At 66.5% G+C, this 16,660-nt stretch carries 19 protein-coding genes; 13 read left to right on the top strand and 6 right to left on the bottom strand.

What is annotated here, in order from left to right; genetic code table 11:
• Positions 1–44 precede the first annotated feature (44 nt).
• Positions 45–866 carry a protein-disulfide reductase DsbD domain-containing protein gene (locus K3551_RS01250; protein WP_259917007.1) on the top strand — a complete coding sequence of 274 codons (822 nt, stop codon included), beginning with the start codon at positions 45–47 and terminating at the stop codon, positions 864–866.
• A gap of 105 nt (positions 867–971) precedes the next feature.
• Positions 972–1,115: a hypothetical protein gene (locus K3551_RS01245; RefSeq protein WP_259917005.1), complete on the top strand. Its 144-nt coding sequence runs from the start codon at positions 972–974 to the stop codon at positions 1,113–1,115.
• Positions 1,116–1,130: 15 nt separating this feature from the next.
• Here K3551_RS01245 and K3551_RS01240 read toward each other — a convergent pair whose 3' ends face one another.
• Positions 1,131–1,592 (bottom strand): NUDIX hydrolase, encoded by a 462-nt coding sequence (locus tag K3551_RS01240; RefSeq protein WP_259917002.1) that lies wholly within the window; start codon positions 1,590–1,592, stop codon positions 1,131–1,133.
• A gap of 97 nt (positions 1,593–1,689) precedes the next feature.
• On the bottom strand, positions 1,690–2,358 hold the full coding sequence (gene gph, locus K3551_RS01235; protein WP_259916999.1) for a phosphoglycolate phosphatase: 669 nt from the start codon (positions 2,356–2,358) through the stop codon (positions 1,690–1,692).
• Positions 2,359–2,460: 102 nt separating this feature from the next.
• On the opposite strand from gph, the gene K3551_RS01230 reads away from it, so the two are divergent.
• The 4 genes from K3551_RS01230 (at position 2,461) to K3551_RS01215 (ending at position 5,800) form a co-directional block, all read left to right on the top strand.
• Entirely contained in the window at positions 2,461–3,249 is a 789-nt protein-coding gene (locus K3551_RS01230; protein ID WP_259916997.1) for a phytanoyl-CoA dioxygenase family protein, read from the top strand.
• The gene (locus K3551_RS01225; protein ID WP_259916994.1) at positions 3,246–4,049 is read left to right on the top strand and encodes a bifunctional allantoicase/(S)-ureidoglycine aminohydrolase; all 804 of its coding nucleotides are present in this window, start codon (positions 3,246–3,248) and stop codon (positions 4,047–4,049) included. The genes K3551_RS01230 and K3551_RS01225 overlap by 4 nt, the downstream gene beginning before the upstream one ends.
• Positions 4,050–4,083: 34 nt before the next feature.
• On the top strand, positions 4,084–4,437 hold the full coding sequence (uraH, locus tag K3551_RS01220; RefSeq protein ID WP_259916992.1) for a hydroxyisourate hydrolase: 354 nt from the start codon (positions 4,084–4,086) through the stop codon (positions 4,435–4,437).
• Positions 4,438–4,573: 136 nt separating this feature from the next.
• The gene (locus K3551_RS01215; RefSeq protein ID WP_259916986.1) at positions 4,574–5,800 is read left to right on the top strand and encodes a urate hydroxylase PuuD; all 1,227 of its coding nucleotides are present in this window, start codon (positions 4,574–4,576) and stop codon (positions 5,798–5,800) included.
• 87 nt (positions 5,801–5,887) lie between these two features.
• On the opposite strand, the gene K3551_RS01210 is transcribed toward K3551_RS01215, so the two are convergent.
• A complete protein-coding gene (locus K3551_RS01210) occupies positions 5,888–6,634 on the bottom strand; it encodes a DeoR/GlpR family DNA-binding transcription regulator (RefSeq protein ID WP_259916984.1) in 747 nt (248 codons plus the stop codon).
• A 91-nt stretch (positions 6,635–6,725) separates the two neighbouring features.
• Here K3551_RS01210 and glpD point away from each other — a divergent pair, with 91 nt between their 5' ends.
• Entirely contained in the window at positions 6,726–8,294 is a 1,569-nt protein-coding gene (gene glpD, locus K3551_RS01205; protein ID WP_259916983.1) for a glycerol-3-phosphate dehydrogenase, read from the top strand.
• Positions 8,295–8,353: 59 nt separating this feature from the next.
• Here glpD and glyA read toward each other — a convergent pair whose 3' ends face one another.
• On the bottom strand, positions 8,354–9,652 hold the full coding sequence (gene glyA, locus K3551_RS01200) for a serine hydroxymethyltransferase (protein ID WP_259916979.1): 1,299 nt from the start codon (positions 9,650–9,652) through the stop codon (positions 8,354–8,356).
• 103 nt (positions 9,653–9,755) lie between these two features.
• On the opposite strand from glyA, the gene K3551_RS19895 reads away from it, so the two are divergent.
• Positions 9,756–10,589 carry a LysR family transcriptional regulator gene (locus K3551_RS19895; RefSeq protein WP_311199752.1) on the top strand — a complete coding sequence of 278 codons (834 nt, stop codon included), beginning with the start codon at positions 9,756–9,758 and terminating at the stop codon, positions 10,587–10,589.
• A gap of 83 nt (positions 10,590–10,672) precedes the next feature.
• On the opposite strand, the gene K3551_RS01190 is transcribed toward K3551_RS19895, so the two are convergent.
• Positions 10,673–11,155, bottom strand: a complete 483-nt coding sequence (locus K3551_RS01190; RefSeq protein ID WP_259916977.1) for a VOC family protein — start codon at positions 11,153–11,155, stop codon at positions 10,673–10,675.
• Between the two features lie 141 nt (positions 11,156–11,296).
• Between K3551_RS01190 and K3551_RS01185 the strand changes: the two genes are divergently transcribed.
• Complete coding sequence (locus tag K3551_RS01185) at positions 11,297–11,935, top strand: SGNH/GDSL hydrolase family protein (RefSeq protein ID WP_259916976.1); 639 nt, start codon at positions 11,297–11,299, stop codon at positions 11,933–11,935.
• Positions 11,936–12,044: 109 nt separating this feature from the next.
• Positions 12,045–12,965 carry a ribokinase gene (locus K3551_RS01180; protein ID WP_259916974.1) on the top strand — a complete coding sequence of 307 codons (921 nt, stop codon included), beginning with the start codon at positions 12,045–12,047 and terminating at the stop codon, positions 12,963–12,965.
• Positions 12,966–12,980: 15 nt separating this feature from the next.
• On the opposite strand, the gene K3551_RS01175 is transcribed toward K3551_RS01180, so the two are convergent.
• Positions 12,981–13,817 (bottom strand): alpha/beta hydrolase, encoded by an 837-nt coding sequence (locus tag K3551_RS01175; RefSeq protein WP_259916970.1) that lies wholly within the window; start codon positions 13,815–13,817, stop codon positions 12,981–12,983.
• Between the two features lie 403 nt (positions 13,818–14,220).
• Between K3551_RS01175 and K3551_RS01170 the strand changes: the two genes are divergently transcribed.
• The 3 genes from K3551_RS01170 (at position 14,221) to K3551_RS01160 (ending at position 16,495) form a co-directional block, all read left to right on the top strand.
• On the top strand, positions 14,221–14,988 hold the full coding sequence (locus K3551_RS01170) for a Crp/Fnr family transcriptional regulator (RefSeq protein WP_259916968.1): 768 nt from the start codon (positions 14,221–14,223) through the stop codon (positions 14,986–14,988).
• 95 nt (positions 14,989–15,083) lie between these two features.
• Positions 15,084–15,377 carry a Dabb family protein gene (locus K3551_RS01165; protein WP_259916965.1) on the top strand — a complete coding sequence of 98 codons (294 nt, stop codon included), beginning with the start codon at positions 15,084–15,086 and terminating at the stop codon, positions 15,375–15,377.
• An 8-nt stretch (positions 15,378–15,385) separates the two neighbouring features.
• Positions 15,386–16,495 carry an aminodeoxychorismate synthase component I gene (locus K3551_RS01160; RefSeq protein ID WP_259916963.1) on the top strand — a complete coding sequence of 370 codons (1,110 nt, stop codon included), beginning with the start codon at positions 15,386–15,388 and terminating at the stop codon, positions 16,493–16,495.
• Positions 16,496–16,660: the final 165 nt, after the last annotated feature.

Raw genomic sequence — 16,660 nt, 5'->3', positions numbered from 1 at the left:
GATTTCAGTTCCTTTCCGTGATAGCCTAGGGAAGGAGTATGAAAATGATCCTCCAATTCTGTTTGCGTCTTGCCGCAATCGCTGCCCTTGCCGGCGCGCTGGTTTTGGCCACCGGTCAGCTTGCCATGGCCCAGGCCGGCCCGGAGGACATGAGCGACGTCATCTCGGTCGAGGTTCTGCCCGGTTGGCGAGCGGCGGACGGCACCCATGTCGCGGCGCTGCGCGTGTCGCTGCGCCCCGGTTGGCGGACCTATTGGCGGACCGCAGGCTCTGGCGGGATTGCCCCGCAGTTCGATTGGAGCCGTTCCGGCAACGTGGCCCAGGTTGCCGCCGCCTGGCCCACACCCCAGATTTTCCGCCAAGGGGATTACATCTCCATCGGGTATACCGAAGGTTTCGTCCTGCCGTTGATCGTGACCCCGACGGACCAGGGCCGCGCCATGGACCTGCAGGGCGATTTGAACCTGGGTGTCTGCGCCGAGATCTGCCTGCCCGCGCAACTGGCGGTCGGGGCGGCCTTGCCGGACGTGGGACAGCCCGACGCCTCTATCCATGCTGCAATGCTGGATCGGCCCCGCCGGCTGTCGACCGATGCCCATTGTACCGTCGTGGCCAGCAAGGATGGCGCGATCTTGTCGGGTGTCCTGGATCTGCCGTTCCTTGGCGGGACAGAGGCCGTGGTGTTCGAGCTGGATGACCAGGATCTTTGGGTCACGGATGCCACCGTGGAACGAGATGGCGATCAGCTGCGCGCCACCTCGGAGTTGATGGCAACGACCGGTGGGGCGGTCGATCTGGATACGGGAAACGTGCGCATGACGGTGATCGGCGCGTCCGGTGCGGTCGAGCTGCGTGGGTGTCTGTAAACGGCGCGATTATTCCTCAAATTGCAGGCGGAATTCCGCCTTTTTGCAATCTCCCCTTGAAGCCGGGGGCCGATCGCTCCAACTTTGAGACAGGAAAGGGAGTTCATGATGGCTGATACGCGCGGACCGCTCGACAAGCTGACCGACATCCTGAAGGATCGCATGGCCGATCTGATCGGGGCACTAGCCCCGCAGCCCGACGCGATCCCCATTCCTGTGCGCAACGATCCGCGTGATCCCCGCCGCTGACGACGATCTGATCTGTCAGGACGCCGCCCGGCGTAGCAAAGGCCCCGCCACAGGGGTCTTTTTTGGTTTGCTGACCAGCGTTTTCAAAAGCTGTGACAGCTCCTCTTCGTCGACCAGGTCCGCAGCTTCGCCGACGGGGAACCAACGGCGGGTGCGTTCGGCCTTTTCCTTCCACTTGTCACGCTCTTCGTCGACGATCATCGGGTAGACCTGAACACGGCACGCGACGGTTTTGGCGTCATCGAGCACCTTGTCGTAGTGGTAGGTGCCAAACACCTCGCGCGCGATGTGCCCTTTGACGCCGGCCTCTTCCATCGCCTCGATGGCGGCTGCGGCCCAGGGCTTCACGTCTTTCATGGTCCAGCCCTTGGGCACGACCCAGCGACCGGTGTCGCGGGACGTCACCATGAGGACCTCGACGTCGCCGTCGTGCCACCGCAGCGGCATGGCCGCAATCTGTTCCTTGAACTTTGCCATCTTCCGAATCGACCTGTATCCCGGTCTCTGGCGCAACCGCGCGCCCCCAACGTTTCTACGGGATCATCATGCCACATGGGTGATTCGTTGGAAATGTCTAGCTGCGAATGTTCCTAACCACCGCAATCAGATCGCTGAGATGCGACAACGTCACGTCGGCATCCGGCCCGATGCCGTGACCGTATCCGCTGGGCACGTGAACATAGGCCACGCCTGCTGCATGGGCCGTCTGCGCATCCACGGACGAATCGCCCACGAATAGCGCCCGGTCCACGGAAACACCCAGATCCGAGAGAACATGCCAAAGCGGCTCTGGCGCGGGTTTTCGGTGTGGCAGCGTGTCCCCGCCCGCAACCGCATCGAACCGTGGCAGGTCCAGCGCTGCCAGCAGGGTCCGGGTCGGTGCCTCTGGCTTGTTCGTGCAGAGGCCGATCATCAGACCCTCCGCCACCAGCGTCTCCAGCACCATCCGGGCCCCATCGAAGACTACCACGCCTGTCACGGGATCGGCGTCATAGATCTGGCGGAACACGGCCAACCCGTCGGCCTGCCTGCCTGTTGCTCCGGCCCAGGCCAGGCAGTGCTCCACCAGGCGCGGCACACCATTGCCGACAAAGCCGGTGACCGTGGGCAAGTCCGGCTCCGGCAATCCCAATTCGCGCATCATGGCGGCGGCAGCGGCATGCAAGCTGCCGGCGCTGTCGATCAGGGTGCCGTCCAGGTCGAAAACGACCGCTTCAGGGCGAAAGGACTCGGGCAGGGGCATCGGCTCTCCGTTCTGGTCATTCCGCAGGCATATGGTCCGGAGACATGCAGCACCACCGCGACCGGACTGGACGCGATGTCGCAGTTCCGGCAGGGAAGGGGAATGACGCAGCTTGCCCCCGACATGATCGACGCCTTTGCCCGCGATGGGGCCGTCGTTCTGCGCGGGTTGTTCGCCGGGCATGTCGAAGCCCTGCGCTCCGCTTTGGCCGACAACATGGCGGCCCCGGGTCCGCATGCCGCCGAAAACACTCTCATGGGCGAGGCGGGCCGGTTCTTTGACGACTATGTCAATTGGCACCGGTTCCCAGCCATGGAGGCCGCCGCCCGCGACCCGGCCATCGCCGGGGCCGCCGCGGCGTTGATGCAATCAGACCGCGTGCAATTGTTCCACGATCATGTGCTGGTCAAGGAACCGGGGACGTCCCGCGCGACCCCCTGGCATCAGGACGGGCCCTATTACTTCGTTGGCGGCAGCCAGACGGTCAGTTTTTGGGTGCCGCTTGATCCGGTGGGCGATGCGACCCTGCGGCTGGTCGCGGGCAGCCACCTTTGGGACCGACCCGTTCTGCCGACCCGATGGGTGTCGCAGCAGGCGTTCTTCCCTGGCGATTACCGTCCCGTGCCCGACCCCGACGCCGAAGGCATGCCCGTGTTGGAGTGGGACATGGCGCCCGGCGATGCCGTGGCTTTTTCCTTCGATACGCTGCACGGCGCGCGGGGCAATACCACGTCGGCCCGGCGGCGCGCGTTTTCGCTGCGCTTCGTGGGGGATGACGCGCGCGTCGTCGCGCGGCCCGGCCCGACCTCACCGCCCTTTCCGGGACATGGAATGCAATCCGGGGACCGCCTGCGCGAAGACTGGTTCCCCACCGTTTGGAGTCGTCAATGAGACCTGGAGGTCTACCCCCGCAAAGCGCCCTCATGACCGGGCGCGCCGTCTTTACAGAGGCCTACGCGGTCATCCCCCGGACCTGTCAGTCCGATATCGTGACATCCTATCTGCCGGGTTGGCAGGGGATGCGCATGTGGGTTCTGGCCCGCCCCCTGTCCGGCTTTGCCGAGACGTTCTCGCAATACCTGGTAGAGTTGGCCCCCGGCGGCGGCAGCCCCACCCCCGAGGAGGACCGCGCCGCGCAATCCGTGATCTATGTTACCGAAGGCGCGCTGGATCTGACGCTGGACGGTGCCACGCATCGGTTGGAGGCGGGCGGATACGCCTATGTCGCGGCGGGCGCTGACTGGTCCTTGCATTCGGTCGAAGGTGCCTTGTTTCACTGGGTCCGCAAACGCTGGACCCCGGCTGCGGGGGTGACACCGCCCGCGTCCTTCGTGACGACCGAGGCGCAGGCCACCACCGTTGCCATGCCGGACACCGAAGGACGTTGGGCCACGACGCGCTTTGTCTCGCCCGAGGACACGGCGCACGACTTCCATGTCAATGTCGTCACCTTTCAGCCCGGCGGCACGATTCCGTTCGAAGAAACCCACGTCATGGAACACGGACTTTTCGTGCTGGAAGGCAAGGCGGTCTACAAGCTCAACCGCGATTGGGTCGAGGTCGAGGCCGGCGACTTCATGTGGCTGCGCGCCTTCTGCCCGCAGGCCTGCTATGCGGGCGGGCCGGGGCCGTTTCGCTATCTGCTGTACAAGGACGTCAATCGCCATGCTCGGTTGAGCGCGGGGATTTGAGTATTTTTGCCGAGAAGAAACAGGGGGTCGCACCATGGCTGGCTATCTGACGACGCATGTTCTGGACACCGCGCGCGGGCGACCGGCGGCGGGGCTGGCCGTGACGCTTGTGCGTCTCACGCCCGAGGGGCGCGAGACGATTGCAGAGGCGATGACCAATGCCGACGGGCGCACAGACGCACCAATCCTTGGGCAGGATGCGTTCGAGCCCGGCAATTATGAGCTGATTTTTCATGCAGGTCCCTGGCTGCGCGCCGAAGGTCTGGTCGATGGTGAGATCCTGTTCCTGGACGACATCCCGCTGCGGTTCGGCCTGTCCGAGGATATGCATTATCACGTGCCCTTGCTGCTAAGCCCCTACGCTTATTCGACTTACCGCGGGAGCTGACGGTTGCAGGGGCGCGGATTCCGGGCCGTGGCCTTGCTGGTTCTGGGCCTTGTCTTTCTGTTTTGGGTGATGTGGGGCAGTTGATCCCGGCGAGGCGGCATGAGACCGTCGCCAAGGCTTTTCGACAGGAACACACATGCACGACCTTGCGATATTCTGGGACTGGATCGAATTCGCCGTCCGTTGGACCCATGTCATCACCGCGGTGGCCTGGATCGGGTCGTCGTTCTATTTCATCGCGCTGGATCTGGGTCTGAACCGCTCCATCCCCGGTCCTGCCGACGGCGAGGAATGGCAGGTCCACGGCGGCGGATTCTACCATATTCAGAAGTACTTGGTGGCACCCGCGGCGATGCCGGAGCATCTGACCTGGTTCAAATGGGAAAGCTATGCCACCTGGCTGTCGGGTGCCGCGTTGCTGGCGGTGGTCTACTGGTCCGGGGCAGAGCTGTTTCTGCTGGACCCCGGCAAGGCGGACCTTGCGGTCTGGCAGGGGATCGCCGTGTCGGCGGCGTTCCTGGTTGTCGGGTGGCTGGGGTATGACGCGCTTTGCCGGTCACCGCTCAAAAGCAATCCAACGGCGGTGATGCTGGTGCTGTTTGCCGGCATCGTGGTGATGTCTTGGGCGTTGAATCACGTGTTTACCGGACGCGCGGCCCTTCTGCACCTGGGGGCGATGACGGCGACGATCATGTCGGGAAACGTGTTCTTCATCATCATGCCCAACCAGCGGATCGTGGTCGCGGACCTGAAGGCGGGCCGGGTGCCCGATGCCAAGTATGGAGCGATTGCGAAACTACGGTCGACGCATAACAACTATCTGACGTTGCCGGTTATTTTCCTCATGTTGTCAAATCATTACCCGCTGGCCACGGGCACCGACAACGCCTGGATCATCGCTGCGCTGGTGTTCCTGATGGGGGTGACCATCCGGCATTTCTTCAACACCATGCATCTGCGCAAGCCGCTGCCATGGTGGACGCTGGGCGCGACGGCGGTGATTTTTGTGGTGCTGATGTGGCTGTCCACGGCCCCCCTGTTCGACACCTACGAGGACTCCGAAGCCCGGCAGTTAACCGTTTCAGAGCAACGGTTTGCAAGCGCCGAAGGCTTTGGGGCGGCATCCGATGTCGTGCTGGGCAATTGTTCCATGTGTCACGCGCGGGAACCGGTCTGGGGCAATCTGCGCTGGGCGCCCAAGGGCGTGCATCTGGAAACCGAGGCCGACATCGCCCATCACGCCAAGCGCATCTATCTGCAGGCGGGCGTCAGCCACGCGATGCCGCCGGCGATCATGGGGCGCATGGCCGAGGAGGATCGCTTGGCTTTGATCCGTTGGTACCGGGCCGGGCGCGACGGCTGATTTTCACGTTTTGGGGGTAAACCCGGCGGCGGTTTGTACGGTTTGGGGGAAACCCGTCGGGCCGGGGCGGCGCATTGGAAATGCGCCCTACGGGTGCAGCACTTCGGTGCCCCAGGCAGCGCATTTTTCGGCCAGCGGGTCGGGCAGCGCGTCGGTGATCCAGGTGTCGATCTGTGACAGCGACGCGATCCGGACGGGGGCCTTGCGCGTCAGTTTCGATGCGTCGGCGACCAGGACGGTGCGGCGCGATTGGCGCAGGATGGCGCGGGCGACTTCCACTTCTCCGGGATCGTAGTCGAGGAGGTCACCTTCGGCATCGAGCGCCGAGCAGCCGATCACCGCCACGTCGACCTTGAAGCGGTCCACCGCCGCCGCGGCCATTGGGCCGACCAGCCCGCCGTCTGCACGACGCAACGTGCCACCGGTCACGATGACCTCGGCGTCGGTTTCCGCCAGCGTCGTGGCCACGTTCAGGTTGTTGGTCACCACCATCAGGCCGGTGTGACCGCGCAGGGCGTGGGCCACGGCCTCGGTCGTGGTGCCGATGTTGAGAAAGACCGACGCGCGGTCCGGGATCAGCGCGGCGGCGCGGGTGGCGATGGCGGCCTTGACCTCCGCCCCGAGGGCGCGGCGGTCGGCATAGCCGATGTTGCTGACGCCGGAGGGCAGAACGGCACCGCCATGAACCCGCGAGAGCCGACCCGCATCGGCCAGCTCGCTCAGGTCGCGGCGTATGGTCTGCACGGTGACGCCCAGGGCCTCGGCCAGACCGTCCACCGTCACGCGCCCGTCGCGCCGGGCGATGTCAAGGATTTGGGGGTGGCGGAAACTCATACGGGCCTCGGGCGTTTGTCCCTGAATTGAATCATTGCGCGCGCCAAAAGGAAAGCGTAAATGTTCGCTTGTTTTCGTTTTGGAGGCTCTCATGCGCGAATCCTACGACCTTTTCGTCATCGGCGGCGGCATCAACGGCTGCGGCATTGCGCGCGACGCGGTGGGCCGGGGTCTGACCGTCGGCCTGGCAGAAATGGGGGATCTCGCCGGTGCGACGTCTTCGGCCTCGACCAAGCTGTTCCACGGGGGGCTGCGCTATCTGGAGTATTGGGAAGTGCGCCTGGTACGCGAGGCCCTGCGGGAGCGGGACGTTCTGCTCAAGAACATGCCGCACATCTCCTGGCCGATGCGCTTTGTGCTGCCGTTGTCCAAGGACATGCGGTTCGAGGGGGGCACGCCGACGTCCAAACTGCTGGGCACGGTGATGCCCTGGCTGAAGGGCAAGCGGCCCGACTGGCTGATCCGCACGGGCCTGGCACTGTACGACGGCCTGGCCAAGTCGAAGTACCTGCCCGGTGCGCGCACGATTTCCCTGCGCGGCACGCCCGAAGGCACGCCGCTGGAGGATCGGTTCGAGAAGGCGTTTGAATACTCCGACGCCTGGGTGCAGGATTCGCGTCTGGTCGTGTTGAACGCCCGCGACGCACAGGCGCGCGGGGCCGACATCCATGTCCGCACCCGCGTCGTGTCCGCCGAGCGCGACGGCGGCGAATGGATCGTCACCCTGGAAGGGGAGCGGTCGGGCCAGGTGCGGGCCAAGATGCTGGTCAACGCCTCCGGCCCCTGGGTCGGTGAGGTCATCAAGGGTGTGGTCCGGTCCAACGCCAAGGAAGGCGTGCGCCTGGTGCGCGGGTCGCACATCGTGACCAAGCGGCTGTATGACCACGAGAAATGCTACTTCTTCCAGGGCGCGGACGGTCGGATCATCTTCGCGATCCCCTACGAGGACGACTATACGTTGATCGGCACCACGGACGCGGAACATGACGATCCCGACCGGAAACCCGTCTGCACCCCCGAAGAGCAGGCCTATCTGCTGGCCTTTGCCAACGGCTATTTCAAGCGCGACCTGACCGATGCGGATGTGGTCTGGACCTATTCCGGGGTGCGTCCGCTGTATGATGACGGGGCCAGTTCGGCGACCGCCGCGACGCGGGAATACGTGTTGAAGGTCGATGACGCGGGGGCCCCCGTGCTCAACGTGTTCGGCGGCAAGATCACCACCTATCGCAAGCTGGCCGAAGCGGCGATGGAGAAGATCGAGGCGCATCTGCCGACCGCATCGGGGGGTTGGACCCATGACGCGCCTTTGCCGGGCGGGGATTTTCCCGTCGACGGCGTGCAGCGTTTGGTGACCGGGTTGGAGACGGACTATCCCTTCCTGTCGCCGACCTGGGCCAGACGGCTGGTGCGTCACTACGGCACCGAAGCGCGCGATGTGCTGGGCGATGCCAAGACGCTGGACGATCTGGGCCCCGATTTCGGCGGCACCCTGACCGGAGCAGAGGTGCGCTGGCTGATGTCACGGGAATGGGCGCGCACGGCCGAAGACGTGCTGTGGCGGCGGTCAAAACTGGGCCTGCGGGTGCAGGGCGCGGCGGTGGCCAGGGTGCAGCAGTTCATGGACGATGTGCGGGCCGAGGGCTCCGGGGCGGCGTGAACCCCGCCCTACGGGGACCGATTGGCAGGGCGGCGTATCATGCCGCCCTTGCCGGTGTCTCAGGCGACGTAGCCAAGATCGGTGAACCGGGCGCGCAGCGCGGCGACCTGCGGGGCCAGCGTGACCGGATCGTCGCGCAGCGCGCGCGCGAACAGCGTCATGATCGCGGGCGCATCGGCGGGGCGGACGCCGCGGCGCGTCAGTTCGGGCGTGCCGAGGCGCAGGCCGTTCATGTCGCCCGGAACCTCCGGGCGGGGCAGGCCGATGCCGCAGGTCAGAAAGCCTGCCGTCTCCAACCGTTTTGCCATGGTCTGGCCGCCTCCGAAGGGGGCGGCGTCCAGGGCGAACTGGTGGCTTTCGGTCACGCCGCGCGGTGTCTCGAACAGCGGCAGACCCTCGGCCTGCGCTGCCTGCGCCAGGGCCTGGGACAGGGCGATCATGGCCTGGGCATAGTCGGTCCCACAGGTCACCCAATCCTGTAGCGTGACGGCCAGCGCGGCCGTCTTGGCCACGTCGAAGTTTGCGGTCATGCCGGGAAAGGCCACAGCATCGAGCCGCTGGGCTATGGCCGCATCATTGGTCACGATCAGCCCGCCCGCCGGGCCGCCCAGCGACTTGTAGGTGGACATGGTCATGACATGTGCGCCCTGGGTCAGGGGGTTCGGCCAGGCCCGCCCAGCAATCATGCCGCAAAGGTGGGCCGCGTCGAACATCAGCGTGGCCCCGACCTCGTCGGCGATGGCGCGGACCCTGGCCACGGGATGCGGAAAGAGGTTGAGCGAGGAGCCAAGGGTGATGATCCGGGGCCGGGCGCGCCGGGCCAGGTCGGTCAGCGCATCGACATCCACGGTATACCCATCGGCATCCACGGGGGCCGGGTGGATCGTCAGGCCGAACAGCCCGGCGCACCCCGGCGCATGGTGCGTGACGTGGCCGCCGATGCTGCCGGGGGGGGCGATGATCGTATCGCCGGGCTGGGCGAGCGCCATGAAGGTAAAGAGATTGGCCATCGCCCCGGACGGCACGCGGACCTCGGCGAAGGCGGCGTCAAAGACGCGGGCGGCGAGGCGGGCGGCGATGACCTCGATCTCTTCGACGGCGCTCAGCCCCATTTCGTATTTCTCGCCGGGCTGGCCCAGCGACGGGCGGGTGCCGATCCCGGACGACAGGAGCGCCTCGGCCCTCGGGTTCATCACGTTTGTGGCCGGGTTCAGGTTGAAGGCGCGGGCGTCGTGGATCGCGCGCGTCTCTGCTGCCAGTGTCTCGACCCGCGAGGAGGGGTCGGCGGGCAATGGCAAGGCGTCGATGCGCGTGGCGGCGACGGGCGAAAGCCAGGGGCGGGGGGAGAGGTCGTGCATGGCGGACTCCGAAGGTGGCGTGCGGGCATTTCGCGGCCAGGTGGGGTGGACGTCAACGCGAGGATTGCTGATTGTGAGGGTCAGAAAAATTGAGGCTCTGCCCATGCCTGTCGCCCCCGCGCCCCCGCCTGACCTGCCGCTCAATGCGCTGCGCGCGGTCGAGGCCGCCGCGCGGCTTGGTGGCTTTGCGGCGGCGGCGGTGGAACTGGGCGTGTCGCAAGGGGCCGTTTCGGCCCATGTCCGCACCGTCGAGGCGCGGTTGGGCGCGGCTTTGTTTCGGCGCGGGCCGCGCGGTGTGTGCCTGACCGAAGCGGGTGCGCGTTGTTTGCCCGCGTTGGAGCGGGCCTTCGACGCCATGGCCGACGCGCAGGCGGCCTTGCGGGCAGAGGCCGCCCCCCTGCGGCTGACGATTGCGGCCCTGCCTGCGATTGCCCAACTGTGGTTGCAGCCGCGTCTGGGGGCAGTGGGCGCAGCCTTTCCCGGCATGTCCGTGTCGATCACGGCGATGGAGGTCGCGCCGCGCCAAAAGAGATCGGCGGTCGATGTCACGTTGTTCTACGGACCCCAGGGGCGGGACTGGCTGGTGCCGGTGCATGCGCCAGGGGCGGGGGACGGACCGCTTTTGGCGGATGCGAGCTGGTCCGGCGATTGGGATGCGTGGCGCGCGGCGGTGCCGGGGGCCTATGCGCGCCCCATGGGGGCGGTGCATTCGCTGTATGCGCTGGCTGTGGCCGAGGCGTTGGGCGGCGGCGGCGTGGCCATGGGACGGCTGTCGTTGGTGGCGGGCCATCTGGCAGAGGGCCGTCTGGTCGCGGGCGGACCCCGTGTGGCGTTGAATGCGGGGGTCGAGGTGCGGGCCTGCCATGCCGGAGGGTTGGCGCGGCGCGTGGCGACCTGGCTGGGCGAGGCGGCCCGTGCAGGCGGCAAGGCGGCCTGACGCCCGCCCTACGGCCCGGCCGCGGGCCGGGTTCGGTCCGACCTTGGTCGGGCGGGGGGCACGCAGCGCTGAGCGCCGTCGCGTCAGCGGGTGATCGGGGCCTCGGCCAGCAGGGCCTCCAGGTTCAGAGGGGCGTTGACCATCGACAGATTGCCCTCGGTATCTCGGGGCCAGTCCTGCGCGGGGCGATCCCAGTAGAGTTCTACCCCGTTGCCGTCGGGATCGTTGAAATAGACCGCCTGGCTGACGCCGTGGTCGGCCTTGCCCATTAGCGCCACGCCCGCATCCAGCGCACGGCGCAGGGCTGCCGCCAGGGCGGGCCGGTCAGGATAAAGAAAGGCTGCGTGGAAAAGGCCGGTATGGCCCTCAGGCGGTGGCGTGGCCCCCCGGCTGTCCCAGGTATTGAGGCCGAGATGGTGGTGATACCCGCCCGAAGCGAGAAAGGCCGCTGCGTTGCCAAAGCGCTGAGTGACGTGCAGGCCGATCACCTCGGTATAGAAGGCCACGGCGCGATCCAGATCCGCGACGCGCAGGTGCACATGGCCGAGGGTGGGGGCGTTGGTCATTTGCGGCTCCGATACCATTATCTGTGTCGAGCGACCCTTGCATGGGGCCGCGGAACCCGTCCACGCGCGGATCCTGTGCGGGGATGCGTGACAGGGGCGGGATGCGGCGATAGCCTCTGCCCGACATGAGAGGGAGAGTTCATGGCCACGATCCTCGTCTTTGGCGACAGCAATTCGCATGGCACGCAGCCCTTGGCACGGTTGGGGGCCCTGGGGCGCTATCCGGTCACGGCCCGCTGGCCCGCCGTCATGGCACAGGTCACAGGGCACGACGTGATCTGCGAAGGGCATCCCGGGCGCACGACGGTGCATGACGACCCGATCGACGGGGCGCACAAGAACGGGATGCGCGCGCTGCCGGCCCTGTTGGAAAGTCACCGACCGCTGGACCTGGTGATCGTCATGTTGGGCACCAACGACTGCAAGGCGCGGTTCGGATTGCGCGGGTGGGACATCGCCGCCGCGGTCGGCAAGCTGGCCCAGGTTGTCCAGGGCTCTACCGCCGGGCCGGGCGGGCGGGCGCCTGACGTGATGCTGGTGGCACCGGTTCCGGTGGAGGAGGCGGGCGTCCTGGCGGAGATGTTCCAGGGCGGGCCTGCGCGGTCGCGCGCGATCGCGCCCGCGCTACGTGATGAAGCGGACCGGTTGGGCTGCGGCTTTTTCGATGCCGGGCGCATCTGCGCGGCGGACCCGCTGGACGGCGTGCATTTGACCGCAGAAGGTCAGGGCCAGCTGGGGCGGGCCATGGCCGAGGCGGTGACCCAGCGGCTGCTGCCGTGACGTCGCAGGTGGCGGGGATCGATGTCTTGCCGGAAACGGATGCGCCCCTGGTGGCAAGCGGAACTGGAGAAACAAGGATGGCACTGCAAGTGATGGGGCGTGGGCGCGTATGAGCAAGGTTGTGATCCTGGGGGTGTTTGTGGCCGATGCGTCCTATCGGGCGGACCGGATGCCGCGCATGGGCGAGACGGTGATGGGGCGCAGCTTTGCGCTGGGGCCCGGTGGCAAGGGGTCGAACCAGGCCGTCGCGGCGGGGCGCGCGGGGGCGGATGTGGCCTTTGTCGGGCGCATCGGAGAGGATACCTTTGGCGACATGGCCATGGATCTGTGGCGAGAGGCGGGGGTTACGCCCGCCGTGCAACGCGGGGGCGGGGCGACCGGGTCCGCCTTTATCTTTCTGGACGCGGCAACAGGCGACAACGCAATCATCGTGGCTCCCGGTGTCGCGGGCACGATTTCCAAGGCGGATGTCGAGGCGGAGGCGGCGTTGATCGGTGGCGCGCGGGTTTTCGTGACTCAGCTGGAACAACCGATGGACACGGCTGTGCGCGCTTTGGAATTAGCGCGGGCAGGCGGGGCCACGACCCTGCTGAACCCGGCCCCGGCGGCGGATCTGCCGCAAGGGATGCTGACGCTCTGCGATTACGTCACCCCGAACGAGAGCGAGGCGGAGGCGCTGACGGGGATTGCGGTGACGGACCTGGCCTCGGCGCGGGTAGCGGGCGATGCCTTGCTGGCGGCCGGGGTGGCACGGGCGGCGGTGCTGACGCTGGGTGCGGAGGGTGTGTTGTTCCATGCCGCCGACCGATCGGTTCATGTCCCAGCCGTCTCGGCCGGTCCCGTGGTGGAAACGACGGGGGCGGGGGATGCCTTCAACGGAGGCTTTGCGACCGCTCTGTCGGAAGGCATGGACCCGGTGGAGGCCGCGCGGTTCGGTTGTGCCCTGGCCGGCCTTTCCGTGACGCGGGCCGGGGCGGCGGCCTCCATGCCCTTCCGCGCGGAGGTGGAGGCCGTTCTGGCGACGGGCTGAGGCCCCCGCGTGGCCTCAGGCGGTGCCGAGCCAGGCCTCGGTGATCGGGCTGTCGGGTGCCGTGAGGCCGTCCAGGACGGAGAAGTGATCCTCGCCCGGTGCTTCGTGCGCGTTCACCGGCACGTCGAGACCCCGCCACAGCAGTGTCATCAGGCGGGATTGGCGCAGGAATTCGGGGCGTTCGCGCGCGCCCAGCCAGCAGGTCAGCCGAGGCTGGCCCCTTGGGTCCAGCAAGGCGGGGCTTTCGGCCCGTGCCTCGGGCGGATCCAGGCGGAGCGTGTCATTCATCGCGGTGTGAAGCAGGGGGCGCAGGTCGAACAGACCGGCGATGGCAAGCGTTCCGGTGATGCGGGCGGCCACGTCCAGCGGCAGGGAGCTGTCGGCGCAGAGCTGTCGCGTCACCAGATGGCCGCCTGCGGAATGGCCCGCCAGCTTGATCGGACCGGGCACCTGCGCGGCGGCGCAGGTAATGGCACGGGCGATCTGATGGGTGATCTGAGCGATCCGCGCCTCGGGCGTCAGGGTATAGCTGGGCACGCAAACCGCCCAGCCGCGCGCCAGTGCCCCGCGCGCCAGATGCGTCCAGGACGATTTGTCGAGCATCATCCAGTATCCGCCATGGACGAACACAGCGAGGCCCAGCGGCGGGCCGTCGGGCAGGAGGAGGTCGAACATCTCTCGTGGGGCGGGGCCGTAGCGCAGGTCGCAGGTGCATCGCAGCGCGCTCCGCGCGGCGGCGGCATCGGCCGCCCAGCGGTCGGGCAGCCCTTCGGATCCGGGGATATGCGCCATTTGTGCAAAGGCGTCGTCCCAATCCTGGCGGGGCGAATGCGGGGGGAAAACGACGGGCACAGGGACCTCCGGAGCGGGAAAGCGCGTTGGGTGACAAGCTAGAGCAACTGGAAACCTTATGCAGGGTGGACATGTCGTCCGACACAAGGCCCCGCCGATTTTCCGCTCACAATTGTTAAATGGAAAGTCGCCATGCGGACGCAGTATCGTAACGTTCAAACAAATGAAGGCGTTGCAAGCGCCGTCCGGTGCTATGTCGGATTTAATCAAGGGCGGTCCGCGTTGATCCGCCGCGGGGCTGACGTGCGGGGCGATGACCGGATGGCCCGCCGCATTTGCAGGCATCGGTGGCCGCGAGGCGGGGCGACCGTGACGTGGGCGGTGGTGCCCTGGGCGCGGGCCAGGTGGCTTGTTGCGGTGATGCTGCGCGGTTTCACGCCAATCCCAGAGGGGGCGCAAAGCCATGCAGGACGGTAACACAATCGAACAGACCGGGATGCTGCGCCGTCTGAGCCCGGCGCATTTTCGCAAGCTTGTGGGCCTGTGCGATCACCTTCGGGATATTCCGGCACGGGTTGCCGTCAGCACAGCCGGCGAAGAGATCGGCGTCAGCCTGTTGTTGCTGGATGGGCTGATGGGGCGGCATATCTCGGATCGGGATAACCGCCGCCGCCGGCTGGTCGCGTTGGAGGTGCCGGGCGATTTCGTCGATCTGCATTCCATGCCGCTGGGGCGGTTGGATCACGACGTCACCGCGATGAGCGATGTCCGCCTTGCGGTATTCAAACACGACGTCCTGAAGGATCTGGTGCGCACGGATCCCGAAATGGCCATCGCGTTGTGGGGGCTGACCCTGGTGGATGCCGCGATCCATCGGCATTGGGCCTACCGCGTCAGCGCCATGCGCGCGATGGAGCGGTTGGCCAACTTCATCTGCGAGATGGAGGACCGACTGGCGCTGTGCGGACGGGCGGATGCCGAAAGCTATGCCCTGCCGCTGACGCAGGCCGACCTGGGCGATGCAAGCGGCATGACCGCCGTGCACGTGAACCGGGGTCTGCGCGATCTGCGCGAAGCGGGGTGCTGCACCATCAGCCAGGGCCGCGTGACGATCCACAATCGGGAAAAGCTGCAGCAGATCGGGTATTATCAACCCGACTTCCTCTATCTTCATGACATCCCCGAAGGCGAAGACCCCGCCGCCCCGGGGCGCGCCATTGCCCGGACCTGAGCCGCGACGGCTGGCCGCGCCCCATTGCGGCGGCGCGCGATTTGCGGAAAGTGTCGGACCGCGCCAAACGGGCGCGACCGCCGCAGGGACCCGCCATGAGTGACAGAACCTTCATCCGCCACACAGTGTTCTTCAGCGCGCGCGACAAGGCCGACGTGGGCCGTATCGTCGAAGGGCTTTCGATGTTGGCGGCGATCCCGCATTCCCGCACCTTCGAGGTGGTAGAGAACAGCCAGGTCGACGCCCTGTCGTCCGAGGTGGATGTGGTCGTCTATGCGGAGTTCGACGACGCGGCGGCCCTGGCCGCCTACAAGGCGCATCCGATCTATCAACAGGCCATCGATGTCGTCCGGCCCCTGCGCGACCTGCGCATCGCCGCCGACTTCTGAGCCGGTCCATGGCGCGGGTGCTGTTCGATGCTGGCCCGCTGACCGGCGGTACCCTGTTCACAGAGCCGCGCGCGGTGATCCGGGCCGAGACAGCGGACGAGGTGCCTCACGCCTTTGACAGGATGCAGGCGGCGCAGGCCGATGGGTTCTGGCTGGCCGGTGCGGCCGCGTATGAGCTGGGGCATGTTCTGGACGCGAAGCTGTCACCCCTTATGCCGGAGGGGCGGGGGCTGCCGCTGTTGCAGTTCGGCGTGTTCGACGCGCCGGTTCCGGCCCCCGCCCTGGCAGAGGGCGGCACGCTGAGCGAGCCCGTCCCGGTTTGGAATTTCGAACGCTATGCAGCGGCCTTTGATCAGGTTCAGGCCTATATCGCGGCAGGCGACATCTATCAGGCGAACCTCACCTTCCCTCTGTCGGCCCGGCTGAGCGGGTCTGTTGATGGTGTCTATGCGCGGCTGCGTGCGCGCCAGCCTGTGCCACATGGCGCATTGGTCGATCTGGGCGGGTCGGTGTTGCTGTCGCGGTCGCCGGAATTGTTCTTTGAGCTGACGGCGGACGGCAAGCTGACCACGCGGCCCATGAAGGGGACGATGCCGCGCGGGGGAACCGTCGCCGAAGACGACGCGCTGCGCGCCGCCTTGGCGGCGTCGGAAAAGAACCGCGCAGAAAACCTGATGATCGTGGATCTGCTGCGCAATGACATGAGCCGGATCTCGGAGGTGGGCAGTGTGCAGGTGCCGGACCTGTTCACCGTCGAGCGGTTCGAGACGCTGCATCAGATGACCTCTCGTATTACGAGCCGGATTCGATCCGATCTGTCATTGGCCGGGATCTTTGCCGCCCTATTCCCCTGTGGGTCCATTACGGGCGCGCCAAAGATCCGTGCGATGGAAATCCTGTCGGAATTGGAAGGCGGTTCACGCGATGCCTATTGCGGATCGATTGGATGGATCGCGCCGAATGGCGCAATGACCTTCAATGTGGCGATCCGGACCCTGACCGTGCAATCGGATGGAGCGGTCCGGCTGGATGTCGGCGGTGGCGTCGTCTTCGACAGCACCGCCGAAGACGAATGGGCCGAAGCCTTGCTGAAGGCCCGGTTCGCAGCCCTGGTCTGATCCCCGCGATAGGCGTTGCTGCAAATGCATACGCAAAGGCGCGGCGCCGCAGCGTCAACATCCCCCATTAGACTGTCGAACACAGGCATTCAGGGCCGTTTCGAGCGTAACTTACTGAAAATAAATGACTTCACAAAAAGATCGTGAAAAAACGCATTTCTTGGA

The organism is Jannaschia sp. M317, assembly GCF_025141175.1.
Lineage (GTDB): Bacteria > Pseudomonadota > Alphaproteobacteria > Rhodobacterales > Rhodobacteraceae > Jannaschia.
This window is presented reverse-complemented; position numbering and strand designations above follow the sequence as displayed.

Excerpts from the sequence above, each read along its gene's own strand:
- K3551_RS01250 (WP_259917007.1), top strand. The coding sequence starts at position 45 with ATGATCCTCCAATTCTGTTTGCGTCTTGCCGCAATCGCTGCCCTTGCC.
- K3551_RS01245 (WP_259917005.1), top strand. The coding sequence starts at position 972 with ATGATGGCTGATACGCGCGGACCGCTCGACAAGCTGACCGACATCCTG.
- K3551_RS01240 (WP_259917002.1), bottom strand. The coding sequence starts at position 1,592 with ATGGCAAAGTTCAAGGAACAGATTGCGGCCATGCCGCTGCGGTGGCAC.
- gph (WP_259916999.1), bottom strand. The coding sequence starts at position 2,358 with ATGCCCCTGCCCGAGTCCTTTCGCCCTGAAGCGGTCGTTTTCGACCTG.
- K3551_RS01230 (WP_259916997.1), top strand. The coding sequence starts at position 2,461 with ATGACGCAGCTTGCCCCCGACATGATCGACGCCTTTGCCCGCGATGGG.
- K3551_RS01225 (WP_259916994.1), top strand. The coding sequence starts at position 3,246 with ATGAGACCTGGAGGTCTACCCCCGCAAAGCGCCCTCATGACCGGGCGC.
- uraH (WP_259916992.1), top strand. The coding sequence starts at position 4,084 with ATGGCTGGCTATCTGACGACGCATGTTCTGGACACCGCGCGCGGGCGA.
- K3551_RS01215 (WP_259916986.1), top strand. The coding sequence starts at position 4,574 with ATGCACGACCTTGCGATATTCTGGGACTGGATCGAATTCGCCGTCCGT.
- K3551_RS01210 (WP_259916984.1), bottom strand. The coding sequence starts at position 6,634 with ATGAGTTTCCGCCACCCCCAAATCCTTGACATCGCCCGGCGCGACGGG.
- glpD (WP_259916983.1), top strand. The coding sequence starts at position 6,726 with ATGCGCGAATCCTACGACCTTTTCGTCATCGGCGGCGGCATCAACGGC.
- glyA (WP_259916979.1), bottom strand. The coding sequence starts at position 9,652 with ATGCACGACCTCTCCCCCCGCCCCTGGCTTTCGCCCGTCGCCGCCACG.
- K3551_RS19895 (WP_311199752.1), top strand. The coding sequence starts at position 9,756 with ATGCCTGTCGCCCCCGCGCCCCCGCCTGACCTGCCGCTCAATGCGCTG.
- K3551_RS01190 (WP_259916977.1), bottom strand. The coding sequence starts at position 11,155 with ATGACCAACGCCCCCACCCTCGGCCATGTGCACCTGCGCGTCGCGGAT.
- K3551_RS01185 (WP_259916976.1), top strand. The coding sequence starts at position 11,297 with ATGGCCACGATCCTCGTCTTTGGCGACAGCAATTCGCATGGCACGCAG.
- K3551_RS01180 (WP_259916974.1), top strand. The coding sequence starts at position 12,045 with ATGAGCAAGGTTGTGATCCTGGGGGTGTTTGTGGCCGATGCGTCCTAT.
- K3551_RS01170 (WP_259916968.1), top strand. The coding sequence starts at position 14,221 with ATGCAGGACGGTAACACAATCGAACAGACCGGGATGCTGCGCCGTCTG.
- K3551_RS01165 (WP_259916965.1), top strand. The coding sequence starts at position 15,084 with ATGAGTGACAGAACCTTCATCCGCCACACAGTGTTCTTCAGCGCGCGC.
- K3551_RS01160 (WP_259916963.1), top strand. The coding sequence starts at position 15,386 with ATGGCGCGGGTGCTGTTCGATGCTGGCCCGCTGACCGGCGGTACCCTG.